The sequence below is a fragment of the Streptomyces sp. NBC_01622 genome, assembly GCF_045209635.1.
In the GTDB taxonomy this organism is placed as follows: Bacteria; Actinomycetota; Actinomycetes; order Streptomycetales; family Streptomycetaceae; genus Streptomyces.
Genome location: NZ_CP109293.1, coordinates 4,952,391 through 4,966,561 on the forward strand (window position 1 = coordinate 4,952,391; position 14,171 = coordinate 4,966,561).

9 protein-coding genes are annotated in these 14,171 nt (G+C 69.8%); 5 read left to right on the forward strand and 4 right to left on the reverse strand.

Features of this window, described 5'->3' with window-relative positions:
- Positions 1-133: 133 nt before the first annotated feature.
- Both OH768_RS22235 and OH768_RS22240 read left to right on the forward strand, forming a co-directional pair.
- Complete coding sequence (locus OH768_RS22235) at positions 134-3,193, forward strand: D-alanyl-D-alanine carboxypeptidase (protein WP_406456187.1); 3,060 nt, start codon at positions 134-136, stop codon at positions 3,191-3,193.
- Between the two features lie 188 nt (positions 3,194-3,381).
- Positions 3,382-5,265 (forward strand): MFS transporter, encoded by a 1,884-nt coding sequence (locus OH768_RS22240; protein WP_406456189.1) that lies wholly within the window; start codon positions 3,382-3,384, stop codon positions 5,263-5,265.
- A 73-nt stretch (positions 5,266-5,338) separates the two neighbouring features.
- Here the strand turns inward: OH768_RS22240 and OH768_RS22245 are convergent, their stop codons facing one another.
- Positions 5,339-6,178: a hypothetical protein gene (locus OH768_RS22245; RefSeq protein WP_406456191.1), complete on the reverse strand. Its 840-nt coding sequence runs from the start codon at positions 6,176-6,178 to the stop codon at positions 5,339-5,341.
- Positions 6,179-6,259: 81 nt separating this feature from the next.
- Between OH768_RS22245 and OH768_RS22250 the strand changes: the two genes are divergently transcribed.
- Both OH768_RS22250 and OH768_RS22255 read left to right on the forward strand, forming a co-directional pair.
- The gene (locus OH768_RS22250; RefSeq protein WP_406456192.1) at positions 6,260-7,048 is read left to right on the forward strand and encodes an SDR family oxidoreductase; all 789 of its coding nucleotides are present in this window, start codon (positions 6,260-6,262) and stop codon (positions 7,046-7,048) included.
- A 135-nt stretch (positions 7,049-7,183) separates the two neighbouring features.
- The gene (locus tag OH768_RS22255; protein ID WP_406456194.1) at positions 7,184-8,764 is read left to right on the forward strand and encodes a sodium:solute symporter family protein; all 1,581 of its coding nucleotides are present in this window, start codon (positions 7,184-7,186) and stop codon (positions 8,762-8,764) included.
- Between the two features lie 3 nt (positions 8,765-8,767).
- Here the strand turns inward: OH768_RS22255 and OH768_RS22260 are convergent, their stop codons facing one another.
- Complete coding sequence (locus tag OH768_RS22260; protein ID WP_362971570.1) at positions 8,768-9,904, reverse strand: ADP-ribosylglycohydrolase family protein; 1,137 nt, start codon at positions 9,902-9,904, stop codon at positions 8,768-8,770.
- A gap of 932 nt (positions 9,905-10,836) precedes the next feature.
- Here OH768_RS22260 and OH768_RS22265 point away from each other — a divergent pair.
- Entirely contained in the window at positions 10,837-10,908 is a 72-nt protein-coding gene (locus OH768_RS22265; RefSeq protein WP_406465398.1) for a DUF2165 family protein, read from the forward strand.
- A 10-nt stretch (positions 10,909-10,918) separates the two neighbouring features.
- On the opposite strand, the gene OH768_RS22270 is transcribed toward OH768_RS22265, so the two are convergent.
- A complete protein-coding gene (locus OH768_RS22270) occupies positions 10,919-11,470 on the reverse strand; it encodes a hypothetical protein (protein ID WP_406456196.1) in 552 nt (183 codons plus the stop codon).
- 93 nt (positions 11,471-11,563) lie between these two features.
- The gene (locus OH768_RS22275; RefSeq protein ID WP_406456198.1) at positions 11,564-14,149 is read right to left on the reverse strand and encodes a bifunctional FO biosynthesis protein CofGH; all 2,586 of its coding nucleotides are present in this window, start codon (positions 14,147-14,149) and stop codon (positions 11,564-11,566) included.
- Positions 14,150-14,171: the final 22 nt, after the last annotated feature.

Consider the following 14,171-nt stretch of genomic DNA (forward strand, 5'->3'; position numbering starts at 1 on the left):
CATGGTTCGGACAACGGTGTTTGATGCGTTGTCCGGGCTGCGGGTAAGAGATTTACCAGCTGTTTTCAGCTGTTTTTGTGGCTGTCTCGGCTATCTCGGTCGGTTCGGTTGACGCACGGTGGGCGTGCGTCTCATGGAGGAGGCATCGGTGGCGGGCGAGTCCCCCGACAGGTCGAAGCAGCGCGAGTCGTCGGCAGAACCGACGCCGGGGAGCGCGAGTCCGGTTCCCGAGGCGAGGTCCGAACGCGACCCGCGCCTGGCGGTGGCCCGGGAGGCCACGGCGACGTCGCCCCAGCGCGGGGGTGTGGACACCGCGACGAAGATCTTCTCGATCCGGGAACTGCGGCCGGGGGCGGCTGAGGACGGGGGGACGGGCGAGGCGTCGGGGACGTCCGGCTCGGGCGGCGGTTCCGGCAGTGCGGGAAGTGCGTCCGGTGCGGGAAGTGGCTCGGGCAGTGCGTCCGGCTCGGGCGGTGGCTCGGATGCGGCCGGTGGCTCAGGCGAGGCCGACGGCTCAGGCGAGGCCGGTGGGTCGGGCACGGCCGACGGGGCAGGTGGAACCGGCAAGTCGGGTGGGGCCGGCGGGTCGAATGACGCCGGTGAGGCCGACGAGTCTGGTGATGCTGGTGAGTCCGGCGGGGCGCGTGAGGCGGCTGGCGTCGGCGAAGCCGGTGGCTCCGGTGGTACCGGGTCCGCCGAGGGTGGCGAGGGTTCCGAGGACGTCGAGTCCGCCGAGGGCGCCGAAGTCTCCGAGGACGTTGAGGGCGCGGAATCCGCCGGAGCCGTCGATGCGCAGAACCCTTCCGCCAAGGGCGGCCCGGCGGGCGATGCCCGGCTGCGGGCGGCTGTGGCGGCTTGGGTGGTGGGGTCGGACGAGCCCGAGGGCTCGGACGGTTCCGACGGTTCGGAGGGTTCGGAGGGTTCGGACGGCCGGGAACCTGCCGGGGTCGAGGTGACCGACGACGCGGCCGACGACGCGGGCGAGGCTTCTACGGCCGAGGACGCGGCGAAGTCCGCCGAGAGCGCGGAGACCGTGGTCGTGGCGGCTCGCCCCGCGAAGGGGCGCCCCGAGGACGCGGAGAGCGCTGGGGAGGCCGAAGAGGGCTCCGTGAGTGCCGTAGCGGCCGAGGCGGCCAACGCTGGGCAGGATGCCGAGTCCGAGGACGGTCCTCAGGACGCGGTTCCTGAGACCGCCGAAGCCGACGAGGCCGAGGTCGACGACGAGATCACGGACGCCCGCCCGGAGGCCACCGGCACTCCCGAGGACGCGGTTCCCGACCCGGACGAGACTCCGGAGGCCGACGGGGACGCGGGCGAGGAACCACGGGACGCCGCCCCCAACGCGTCCGAGGACGAGCCGGAGGACACCGCACCCGACTCCTCCGCAGCCGAACCGGAAGACACCACACCCGGCGCAGCCGAAGCCGAACCGGAAGACGCAGTACCCGGCGCATCCAAAGCTGAGCCGGAGGACGCGGCACCCCGCACATCCGAAGCCGAACCGGAAGACGCTTCAGCCGAGCCGCAAGACGCCCCTCCGGCCCCCGAAACCCCCACCAGCCCCGAGCCGGAAGCCGCCGACGGCGCTGCCGCACCACAGGCTCCACCCGCACCCGACGACGCGACCCGCACGGGTGGTGCGGGTGGGAAAACCAAGGCGGACGACGGCGCAGCCGAGGCGGTGGATCAGCCCACCGCCATCTTCAAGGCCGTACGGCCGCCCAAGCCCGCGGTGGACCAGCCGACGACCACCCTCAAGGCCCCGCCCGCCCCCGAGGCCCCCGCCGAGCGCACCAGCAAGTTCGTCGCGCTGAAGCCCCTCGACGAGCCCCGGGCGCCCCGCACGCCCCGCCCGGACGCCACCCGCCCCGTCGCCCAGGTCGGCCCCGAGCGCACCACCCAGCAGCCGCTTCCCCCGAAGCCCCCGCTGGACCTCCTCGCCGAGCTGACCAACACTCCGCCACCCCCGGAGACCCCGGTCCGCACGGCGATCCGCAGGGTCAAGATCTGGACCCCGCTGGTCATCCTCCTGGCGATCGTGTTTGCAGTAGTGCAGGCCCTGAGGCCGCTGCCGACGCCCTCCCTCACGCTCACCGCCGACGACTCGTACACCTTCGACGGCAGCAAGTTGAACCTCCCGTGGCCGAGCGAGGGCCAGGGCTGGATGGACGTCAACGGCATCGGCACCATGGGCAGCTTCGGCAAGCAGACGCCGGTCGCCATCGGCTCGGTGGCCAAGGCGATGACGGCGTACATCGTCCTCAAGGACCACCCGCTGAAGGCGGGCGCGGAGGGCGAGAAGATCACCGTGGACGCGACCGCCGAGAAGGAGGGCGGCTACGACAAGGACGGCGAGTCCACCCTCAACACCGTCAAGGCGGGCGACGTCCTCACCGAGAAGCAGGCGCTGTCGGCGATCATGATTCCGTCGGCGAACAACATCGCGCGGCTGCTGGCCCGTTGGGACGCGGGCTCCGAGGCGGCGTTCATCAAGAAGATGAACGACACCGCCAAGTCCCTGGGGATGACGAACACGACGTACACCGACGCCTCGGGCCTGAAGGAGACCACGGTCTCCACCGCCGAGGACCAGGTGAAGCTGGGCAACCAACTGGTAAAGATCCAGGCCCTGATGGACATCACCAAGCTGCCGAGCTGGGTCGACCCGTCCGGCAAGAAGTGGACCAACTACAACCGTCTGGTGCCGTACAACAACTCGCTCGGCATCAAGACCGGCACCACCACCGCGGCCGGCGGCAACCTGCTCTTCGCCGCCACCAAGGAGGTCGGCGGCGAGACGGCCGTCGTCGTCGGCGCGATCCTCGGCCAGCACACCGCGCCGATCATCGACACCGTCAACGCGGTCAGCAAGACGGCGATGCTCGCGGCGCAGGACGCCATGACCTCGGCGAAGATCCTCAAGAAGGGTGACGTCGTCGGGTACGTCGACGACCAGCTCGGCGGTCACACCCCGGTCGTCGTCACCAAGGACGTCGCCGCGGTCGGCTGGGCCGGACTCAAGGTGAAGCTGTCCTTCGCCCCCGACTCCGTACCGCACACCGCGAAGGCCGGCACCACGGTGGGCACGCTCACCGTGGGCGACGGTTCGGGCGGCGCGGTCAAGGTGCCGGTCGCCCTGCAGAAGGATCTCGCGGAACCGGCCCTGACCGCGAAGCTGACGCGTCTCGGCTGACCCACGAGGCGTTGTACGTCACCGCACCTCGCCGGCCGGCCACCCGCACGGGAGCCGACCGGCGGGGTGCGTGCTAGCGTCGCGAATCGGGGCACGTCGCCGGTCGATCCGGACGCGGCGTCGAACAGGCCGGGAACGGGACGGGACGCGGCCGGGAACAGAAGACGGGACACGGGGAGTGCCTTCAGGTGGCCACAGCGGAGCCGACACGCGCCGACGATGCCGATCCGGGCCCGGGAGCCGGCCCGCGAATACACCCGCCCGCGCACCACACGGACCACGACGGGACACGTAGCGGAAGCACCCGGTGGGCGGCCCTGATCGACCGCCTCCGCGCCCCCTTCCTCCGCCACCCGGTGATCGGCTTCACGCTGCTCTCCGGGGTCCTGCACATCATCTGGTTCTTCACGTTCGCGAACAGTGGCGGCGATCTCGCGGCGCAGGACGCCTGGGCGGAGTTCGTCGGCCGGCACCCGGACTCGGCGTACAACCTCGCCTGGTACGGCGGCATGCACCCCGTGTCGTACAGCGTGGTCTCGCCGTATCTGATGTCGGTCCTCGGTGTCCGTACGACGATGATGATCGCCGGGACGATCTCGGCGGGCCTGCTCACCCTGATCCTGATCCGCAGCCGCCCCCACTCTCGACTTCGCTCGAGCGGGGGGACCCCCATGGTGAAGAACCCCCTGTGGGCCTCGCTCGCGGGTGTCTTCGCGCTGCTGTGCAACGCGGCGTCGGGCCGGGTGACGTACGGCCTGGGCATGGTGTTCGGGCTCGGGGCGGTGGCCGTCGTCTTCTGCTGGCCCTACCGCTGGCGCTACAAACGCTGGGCGAAGGCCCTGTGCGCGGCCCCGCTGGCCGCGCTCGCGACGATGTCCTCACCGGTGGCCGGACTGTTCGTGGGCCTGGTCGCCGTAGCCCTCTTCCTCCAGAAGCGGCGGCCCGGCGCCTGGGCGCTCGGGCTCGCGCCCGCGGCCGTCGTGGCGGTGTCGGCGTGGCTGTTCCCGTTCTCCGGCACCCAGCCGATGCTGTTCGGCTCGATGATCCTGCCGCTGGTGTCCGGGGTCCTCGTCTACTTCCTGGTGCCGCACGAGTGGACGACCGTGCGGATCACGGCGGCCGTGTACAGCGTCGGCGTCATCCTGGTCTGGCTGGTCAGTTCGCAGATCGGCTCGAACATCAGCCGGCTGTCGATGCTGTTCGCCGGTGTGGCCCTGATCTCCGCGCTGCCGTTCGCGGTGCCGCGCTCGCGCAAGTGGTACGCGATCGTGCTGGCCTTCGTCGGCTTCACCGGCTGGATCGGCTTCAAGTCGGTCGACGACGTCGTCAACACCGCCCCCGCCGCGTCCTGGTCACACGAACTCGCGCCCCTGGTCAACGAGCTCCAGGAGGTCGGCGCCGAACGCGGCCGCGTCGAGGTCGTCCCGGCCCGCTCCCACATCGAGGCCTCCGCGCTCGCGCCGTACGTCAACCTGGCCCGCGGCTGGAACCGCCAGGCCGACATGGAGCGCAACCCCCTCTTCTACGACGACACCCTCAACTCGGCGAACTACCACGAGTGGCTCCAGCGCTGGGCCGTCCACTACGTCGTCCTGCCGAAGGACAAGCCGGACGGCGACGGCGGCGAGCGCGAACGGGCCCTGGTCCAGCGCGGGATGCCGTATCTGAAGCAGGTCTGGGGCGACACGAACTGGCAGCTGTTCCAGGTCACCGACCCGACGCCGCTCGCCGAGCCGAACGCGGTCGTCGACCGGGCCGAGCAGGGCGAGCTGACCATCGAGGTGAAGAAGAAGGGCCGGATCCTCATCCGGATCCCGTACTCGCCGTGGCTGAGCGTCGTCGACGCGAAGGGCAAGAGCCTCAAGCCACCGCAGGAGACCGAGGCGTCCAAGCATCGGGCCGAGGGCACCCCGAAGACGTACGACAACCTCAACGGCTGCCTGATGGAGACCGAGGAGGACTCCAAGGGCGACAAGTGGACCGTGCTCCTCGCTCCGCGGGCCGGCACGTATCGACTCGCGGCGCCATACCAGTTGCCCCGAGGTACTCCATGCCCGGACGAGTTGAAGTGAGCCGTTTGTCGGCCTGAACGGCCTCGTCCTCAAACGCCGGACGGGCTGATGGATGCACGCCGGAGTTGAGTAGTTACCGAAGCCGGTCCACGTATCTGTCGGTGCCCGGCACCGTCGGAATGAACGGCGCCACCAACTCCACCCTCCCCAGGCCCGATTCGGCCACGGCCGTGTCCAGCCCCGTGAAGTACTCCTCCCAGCAGTCCCGCGGGTCGGCCTCCAGGAACCACAGGAGGGTGAGCCTCGTATCCACGCCCTCGACCTGCTTGACGTAGGTCATACGGTCGCCCGGCAGCGGGGTCGGGCGGAACACGGTCACCATCGCGGCCGGGGAGCCCGCGAGCCGCTTCGGGAGGTGCCGGGAGCGCAGCCACTCCAGCAACTCGGCGCGCTGCTCGGCCGATTCACTGTCGACGACCTCCAACACCAGCCCGGCGTAAGGGTGGTCGAGGGCGTGGAAGTCCCTCGGTCCGGCCGCGCCGTCGCGGTACACGGTCGCCTCGTGGTCCTGGAACGCGGTGAAGACGTGCGTACGGTCCTGGTAGACCCGGCCGTCGCGATTGAGCCGTTTGTTGATGCCGACGGTCCACTTCATGTGGTCGTCGTAGCGGCCCTCGGTGACCCAGTACGTGGAGAGGTAGCAGCCCGCGGTGACGGGCTGGGCGATCGCCGACTTCTCTGGATGGCGCAGGAGTTGGAGGTCTCGGGTGGCGACCCAGCGGCGGCCCGCGTACATCCAGGGCATGGCCATCGCGCCGGCGTAGTAGTGGTCGTCCTCGTACCACCGGTTGTACGCGTACTCGTGGCCGGGATGCGGTTCGACCATGGTGATGAGCGCGTGGCCGGGCCGGACTCCGTACGGTCCTACGGCGGCCAGTTCGGCGTACACGTCGCTCCGGGTGTCCTCGCTCACGTCGCTCCCCTTCCGTCCTCCGCCGGTCGCCCATACTCTGACGCCCCGTCAGATAAACCGCCAGACCCCGGGAGGGATCGGATGTCGCTGCTCGCGGGCAAGACCGTCGTCGTCTCGGGGGTCGGGGCCGGACTCGGCCATCAGGTCGCCGCGGCCGTCGTACGGGACGGAGGGAACGCCGTGCTCGGCGCGCGCACGGAGTCGCATCTCGCCAAGTCGGCCGCCGAGATCGATCCGGACGGGTCGCACACGGCGTACCGGTCGACCGACATCACGGACGAGGGACAGTGCGAGGCGCTCGCGGAGGCGGCGCGGGAGCGGTTCGGGCGGATCGACGCGGTGGTCCATGTGGCCGCGTGGGACAGCTACTTCGGCGGGCTGGAGGACGCGGACTTCGCCACCTGGCAGTCGGTGCTCGACGTGAACCTGCTGGGGACGCTGCGGATGACCCGGGCATGCCTGCCGGCCCTGAAGGAGGCGGGCGGCGGTTCGGTCGTCATCATCGGGACGCAGTCGGCGGTGGCCGCTCCCTCGCAGGTGCGGCAGGCGGCGTACGCGGCGTCGAAGGGCGCGCTGACGAGCGCGATGTACTCGCTGGCAAGGGAGTTGGGGCCGTACCGGATCCGGGTGAACACCGTGCTGCCGGGGTGGATGTGGGGGCCGCCGGTGGAGGCGTACGTGCAGTTCACCGCACACACCGAGAAGGTCCCGGAGGCGGAGGTGCTCAAACGGCTGTCCGACCGGATGGCGCTGCCCGAGCTCGCGACGGACGGGGATGTGGCGGACGCGGCGGTGTTCCTGGCGTCGGAACGGGCACGGGCGATCACGGGTCAGTCGTTGCTGGTCAACGCCGGGGAGCTGATGCGGTGAGTTCATGTAGGTGAACGCGGAACATCAATCCGAACGATTTTACTCCCCCTTGACCGTGCGCTTACTTGTCGTGCTCACGCGCGACCGCCCACGATGAGCCCCGGGCTGAACCGGCTCAATCGTGGGAGGGCGCATATGAACGGGCTCGACTGGGCCGTGCTCATCGGCTATTTCGGCGTGATGGTGGCCATCGGCGTGTGGTCGCACAAGCGCGTCGACAACGTGAGCGACTTCTTCACCGCCGGCGGCAAGATGCCCTGGTGGCTCTCCGGCATCTCGCACCACATGTCGGGCTACAGCGCGGTCATGTTCACCGGCTACGCGGGCATCGCCTACACCTACGGCGTCACGTCCTTCATCACCTGGTCGTTCCCGATCGCGCTGGGCATCGCCGTCGGCTCCAAGCTGTTCGCGCCACGCATCAACCGGCTGCGCTCCCGGCTCCATGTGGCGTCCCCCCTCGAGTACTTGAAGAACCGCTACAACCTGCGGACCCAACAGGCGCTCGCCTGGTCCGGGATGCTGCTGAAGATCGTGGACGTGGCCGCGAAGTGGGCCGCGATCGCGACCCTGCTCTCCGTGTTCACAGGTGTGTCCCTGAACCAGGGCATCCTCATCACCGGCGCGATCACGGCGGTCTACTGCACGATCGGCGGCCTGTGGGCCGACGCGCTGACCGAACTCGGCCAGTTCGTCATCCAGTTGCTCGCCGGCGTCTCCATGTTCGTGGCCGTCGTACTGAAGTTGAACGACAAGGGCATCGGATTCCTCGGCGCCTGGGACGAACCGGCGCTCCAGGGCCACGGCAAACCCCTCGTCGGCCCCTACGGCACGGTGTTCCTCCTCGCCTTCCTCTTCATCAAGCTCTTCGAGTACAACGGCGGCATGCTCAACCAGGCCCAGCGCTACATGGCCACCAAGAGCCCCTACGAGGCCGAGCGTTCGGCCCGGCTGTCGGCGGCACTGTGGCTGATCTGGCCGACGGTCCTGTTCTTCCCCATGTGGATGTCACCGCTGCTCGTCCACGCACAGAAGCCGGACGGCTCCGACTCCTACGGTCTGATGACCGAACAGCTGCTCCCCCACGGCCTGTTGGGCCTGGTCGTCGTCGGCTTCTTCTCCCACACGATGGCGATGTGCTCCTCCGACGCGAACGCCATCGCCGCCGTCTTCACCAGGGACGTGGCACCGGTCGTATCGGCCAAGGCCCGCGCCTGGAACGACCGTTCGGGCCTGATCGCGGCCCGCGTGACCACGGTCGTCTTCCTCGGCCTGTCGATGGCGGTGGCGACGCAGGTCAACTCGCCCACGTTCAAGGACATCATCACCGTCGTCATCAAATGGGTCGCGGGCTTGATGGGCCCGATCGCGATCCCGATGATGCTCGGCCTGCTCCGCCCCTTCCGCAAGTCCGGCCCCACGGCGGCCCTGACGAGCTGGGCGGCGGGCCTGTTCGCCTTCTGGCTGGTCAACTACCCGATCAACTGGCAGGTCGACGGCGGGGTCCCACTCCAGTACCAGGTGTCGATACCCCTCGCGGTCTCCCTGATCCTCTACATCCTCATCGGCTACGTGAAGCCCGAGGACACCCCGGAGCGGGACGCACTGATCGAACGGATCAACGGCGGCGGGGACGACGACGGGGACGCGGTCGCAGTGGCCGTACCGGCACAGACAGGAGCGGGGGACGACGTGGTGGGCAGCAGCAAGCCGTAGCGGCTACACCCCTCTCGGATACCGGGCGATCCAGCCCGGAGAGGCCCCGGCGGGCCCGTGCAACGCGGGCCCCTGGGTCATCTCCACGGCGAAGTCGTCCGCGAGCACGAGCAGCGTGGGACGGCCCTCCAACTCGGCCAGCCAGGCCGGCGGGAGGGCCGTCTCGCCGTACAACGCCCCGAGCAGCCCACCGGTGAGCGCCCCGGCCACCCCGGACGGCCCACCGTGATTCACGGCAAGACACAACGCGTGCCGTACGTCCTCCCCGACGAGCGCGCAGTAAACAGCCCCCGAGAGCACCCCCTCCGCGCTCCCCTCCCCCACGAGCTCCTCGACCCGCCCCGAGGTCGGCATCCCCTGCCGTACGGCACCAAGGGCACGCTGCAGCCCATCGGAGACAGCCTGATGCCCGGGCCGAGCGGCCAGCAGCGCAAGCGCCCGCTGCACAGCCGCATCGAGACTCTCCCCCCGCGCGAGCCCATGCACGACGACGGCATAAGCACCGGCCGCCAGATACCCGACCGGATGCCCATGGGTCTGCGCCGCACACTCCACCGCAAGCTGCATCACGAGCTGCGGCTCCCACCCGACGAGCAACCCGAAGGGCGCGGAACGGGCAGCCGCCTCGCCCCCCACCTCACCAGGATTCTTGGGCGCGTCGAGCGTCCCCATCCGCTCGTCCCCAAACCCCAGCAAACAGGCCCGAGTTGGATCCCGCCGAGCGTAGAGCCACTCCTCCCGCGCGAGCCACCCGTCATCCTTACGACGTTCATCAGGCCCCCAGTCGTGCTGGGTGGCGGCCCACCGCAGATACGCCCGGTGCAGATCGGTCGGCGGATGCCAGGCCCCGGTGTCACGCCTCACCTGCGCCCGGATAAGCCCGTCGACGGTGAACAGGCTGAGCTGCGTGAGATGTGTGACGGCACCGCGCCGCCCGTACCCGAACGCGAGATCTACGAGGCCCTCCGCACCGTAGGCCTCCCGGATCTCGTCCATCGCCAACAGATCGACGGGCGAACCGAGCGCGTCCCCCACGGCGGCCCCCAGCAACGTCCCTCGCACCCGGCTCCGAAAGTCCTGCTGCTCCCCCCGCCCCCAGACGGCCCCGGCTGCGGTTGCGGTTGCGGTTGCGGCACTCACCAAGACCTCCTCAGGCGCCGTCCGTACGTACGAGTCAGCTCAGCACTGTAATCGAACGGGGACGGTGAGTTGAGGGGGCTGATCGGTATACGGGGAGTTGAACCGGCCTGCGATGACAGAGTGATCGTTGGGCCACTCGCTTCTCTGCCAGTGTCGGGCTTCCACGGACCGAGTAAAGGGCGCTCCCTGCGGTCGCGTCGGCTTCGCCGATGACCCTGCGGGCCACCCTTGACTCGCTCCGCTCCAACCCGTTTCAGAAGCGAGCGAGCGGCCCGGAAGAATGGGGGGCCGAGGTCCGCCAACCCCTCACGCCAGCTACGCCCGCAACCGGCGGAGCGGGACGCGCATCCGCGTCTCGCCAGCACGCCACGCCGGCTCAGCGGCCAACCCTGAGCGGGGGGACCCCTTCATGTTCATGTCGGGGGGGCAGGCTGCGCACGCCGGGTCTCCAGGACGTCGCGGATCAGACGGCTTCAAGCAGGCAGGAGTGGCGGGCGAGGCACGACCGCCCGTGGGGGGTGGGGTAGGGGTCCCAAAAAAGTGTGTCACTTTCCGCCGGAAGTGTCACACTTTTTCAGACCCACCCCCACCCCCCCACACCCCTCCTCCTTCTCCCCACCGGCGGTTGGCCGCTAAGCACACCCGGCGTGCCGGCGAGACGCCGACGCGCCCCGTAGTACCGGCCCGCAACGCAGCACAGGCAAGGGGCTGGTATGCCTCGGCCCCCCATTCCTCCCGGCCGCTCGCTCGCTTCTCAAACGGGCTGGAGCGGAGCGAGTCAAGGGTGGAGCGCAGCGGAATCGCCGAAGGCGACGCGACCGCAGGGAGCGCCCTTTACTCGCTCCGCGGAAGCCCGACACTGACAAAGAAGCGAGTGGCCCAACGATCACCACCCAGAAACCTCATGACCAACACCCCAACTCGCCTTCTACATCACGGTCGACGGTGAGTGGTTCCCGATGTGGCAGCCGAAGGACTGGAACGGGCTGGAGGGGGCCACTTGAAACCGCACGACTACTTGACCACGATCACCTTCGTGCTCGTCGTCCCGAACGTCCACAGTGCCGCGCCGTCCGCCTTGCCCATGCGTACGCCGCCCGTTTCCTTGCCCGCGGCCGGTGGCGGGGACGAGCCGTCGACGGCGTTGGAGAAGGCGATGTTGAGGCCGGACTTCGTGGCGAAGTAGACGATGTTCTCGATCTGGACGCCGTCGGAGCCGGTCGTGGCGTCCTTACGGACCGACACCGTGTAGGTGCCGGGGTCGGGGCTGACCGTGCCGGGCCAGACCGGGAACGTACGGCCGGCCTTGTCGCTCGCGTCGACCAGCCAGACCCGTTTCTGGCCGACGGAGTAGACGATGCGCCGCCCGGTGCCGGAGGAGGCGGGTACCGCGGCGGCCGTGACGTGCGGCGTGGGGGACTTGGACGCGTGCGCGGACGCCGAGGCGCTGGGGCGGGCGGCGGACGCCTTCGGGTGCGGCCCCTTGTCGGCCTGCACGGCCAGGACCGTGACCGCGGCGATCGCTCCCACCGTCAGACCGGTCACCCAGACCTTCGAGGCAGGCACGGGCACGCATCTCCTCAGCTACTCACAGCCCCCGCATCCCGATCGAACAGGGGTCGGATCATCGTACCGGCCCCCGTCCGACCACCCAGACGCTCAGTCCAGCACCGGCAGCAGCTCCGGCAGGTGCCCGTCCGAGGCGGACGCGGCCCGCTGCCGCTCCTCCGGCACCTCCCCGTACAGCGTGGTGCGCGGTCGCGCCGGCCGGCCCGCCAGTTCCGCTACGGCGACCAGATCACGTACCGACTTGTACGAGCCGTACGACGAACCCGCCATCCGCGAGATCGTCTCCTCCATCAGCGTGCCGCCGAGGTCGTTCGCCCCGGAGCGCAGCATCTCCGCGGCGCCCTCCGAACCCAGCTTCACCCAGCTCGTCTGGATGTTGGGGATCCAGGGGTGGAGCAGCAGTCTCGCCATCGCCACCACCGCCCTGTTGTCCCGCATCGTCGGTCCCGGGCGCGCGATGCCCGCCAGGTACACCGGCGCGTTGGTGTGGATGAACGGGAGCGTCACGAACTCCGTGAAGCCGCCCGTGCGTTGCTGGATTCCGGCCAGGGTCCGCAGGTGACCCAGCCAGTGCCTGGGCTGGTCCACATGGCCGTACATCATCGTGGAGCTGGACCGGATGCCCAACTCGTGTGCCGTCGTGACGACTTCGATCCAAGTCGCCGTCGGCAGCTTGCCCTTCGTCAGGACCCAGCGGACCTCGTCGTCGAGGATCTCCGCCGCCGTACCGGGGATCGTGTCGAGTCCCGCTTCCTTGGCTGCCGTCAGCCATTCGCGGATCGAAAGGCCGGTGCGTGTCGCGCCGTTGACGACCTCCATGGGGGAGAAGGCGTGGACGTGCATGCCGGGGACGCGTTCCTTGACCGCCTTCGCGATGTCGAAGTACGCCGTGCCGGGCAGGTCGGGGTGGATGCCGCCCTGCATGCAGACCTCGACCGCCCCCACTTCCCAGGCCTGTTGGGCGCGGTCCGCCACCTGGTCCAGCGACAAGGTGTACGCGTCCGCGTCCGTGCGGCGTTGCGCGAAGGCGCAGAAGCGGCAGCCCGTGTAGCAGACGTTCGTGAAGTTGATGTTCCGCGTGACGATGTAGGTCACCTCGTCACCGACCACCGACTTCCGCACGTCGTCCGCGATCCGCGTCAGCGCGTCCAGCGCCGGGCCGTCCGCGTGCAGCAGGGCGAGCGCCTCCGCGTCGGTGAGCCGGGTGGGGTCGTCGGCCGCCGTCGCCAGTGCCTGCCGTACGTCGGTGTCGATGCGCTCGGGCACCATGCCGGGCGCCGCGGCCTCGCGCAGGGCGGCCCAGTCGCCGTAGACCTCGTCGAAGTCGTCACGGCGGTCGGACGTACGGCCCTGCGTGTCGATCGACACGTGCAGATCCGTACGGCCGGAGGACACGAACGCCTCCTCGGGCTCCTGCCAGGCGTGGCCCTCCACGACGGCGTCGGGAAGGGCCAGTCCCGTCTCCGGGTCCGCCAGTGCCCGTACGTGCGGCAGCAGGCGCGGGTCCAGCCAGGGTTCGCCGCGGCCTACGAACTCGGGGTAGACGCAGAGCCGTTCGCGGAGTTCGAAGCCCGCCTCCGCCGACTGTTCACGCAGCAACTCGATCTGCGGCCAGGGGCGTTCGGGGTTCACGTGGTCGATCGTCAGGGGCGAGACCCCGCCCCAGTCGTCGATGCCGGCGCCGATCAGGCGCTTGTACTCGGAGTCGACGAGGTTGGGCGGCGCCTGGAGGCAGGCGGAGGGGCCCATGATGTGGCGCGCGACCGCGACGGTCGCCACCAGTTCGTCGAGTTCCGCGTCCGGCATGCCGCGCATCGCCGTGTCCGGCTTGGCACGGAAGTTCTGGATGATGAGTTCCTGGATGCCGTGGTAGGCCCTCGACACCTTCCGCAGCGCGAACAGGGATTCCGCGCGTTCCTCGTAGGTCTCGCCGATGCCGATCAGGATGCCGGAGGTGAAGGGGACGGAGGAGCGGCCCGCGTCCTCCAACACCCGTAGGCGTACGGCGGGTTCCTTGTCCGGGGAGCCGTAGTGCGGGGCGCCGGGCTCGGACCAGAGGCGGGTCGCCGTGGTTTCGAGCATCATGCCCATGCTCGGGGCGACCGGCTTGAGGCGCTGGAAGTCCGTCCAGGTCATCACGCCGGGGTTGAGGTGGGGCAGCAGGCCCGTCTCCTCCAGGATGCGGATGGAGATGGCGCGGACGTAGGCGATCGTGTCGTCGTAGCCGTGCGCGTCGAGCCACTCGCGCGCCTCCGGCCAGCGGTCCTCGGGCTTGTCGCCGAGGGTGATGAGGGCTTCCTTGCAGCCGAGGGCCGCGCCCTTGCGGGCGATGTCGAGGACCTCGTCCGGGGACATGAACATGCCGTGGCCGGCGCGGCGGAGCTTGCCGGGGACGGTGACGAAGGTGCAGTAGTGGCACTTGTCGCGGCACAGGCGGGTGAGGGGGATGAAGACGCTCTTCGAGTACGTGATCACGCCGGGGCGGCCGGCCGCCGCGAGGCCCGCGTCGCGCACCCGGGCGGCGGACGCGGTGAGGTCGCCCAGGGCCTCGCCGCGGGCCTGGAGCAGCACCGCCGCTTCCGTCACGTCGAGGGCGACGCCGTCACGGGCGCGTTTGAGGGCGCGACGCATGGAGTTCTCGGTCGGGCCGGTTCCGGAGCTCGCGGGTGTCGTCATCCTTCGAGCATACGATCGGTCT

What these genes read in the sequence shown, in the direction of transcription:
- OH768_RS22250 (WP_406456192.1), top strand. Translation starts at nt 6,260, where the DNA reads ATGTCGCTGCTCGCGGGCAAGACCGTCGTCGTCTCGGGGGTCGGGGCC.
- OH768_RS22255 (WP_406456194.1), top strand. Translation starts at nt 7,184, where the DNA reads ATGAACGGGCTCGACTGGGCCGTGCTCATCGGCTATTTCGGCGTGATG.
- OH768_RS22275 (WP_406456198.1), bottom strand. Translation starts at nt 14,149, where the DNA reads ATGACGACACCCGCGAGCTCCGGAACCGGCCCGACCGAGAACTCCATG.
- OH768_RS22235 (WP_406456187.1), top strand. Translation starts at nt 134, where the DNA reads ATGGAGGAGGCATCGGTGGCGGGCGAGTCCCCCGACAGGTCGAAGCAG.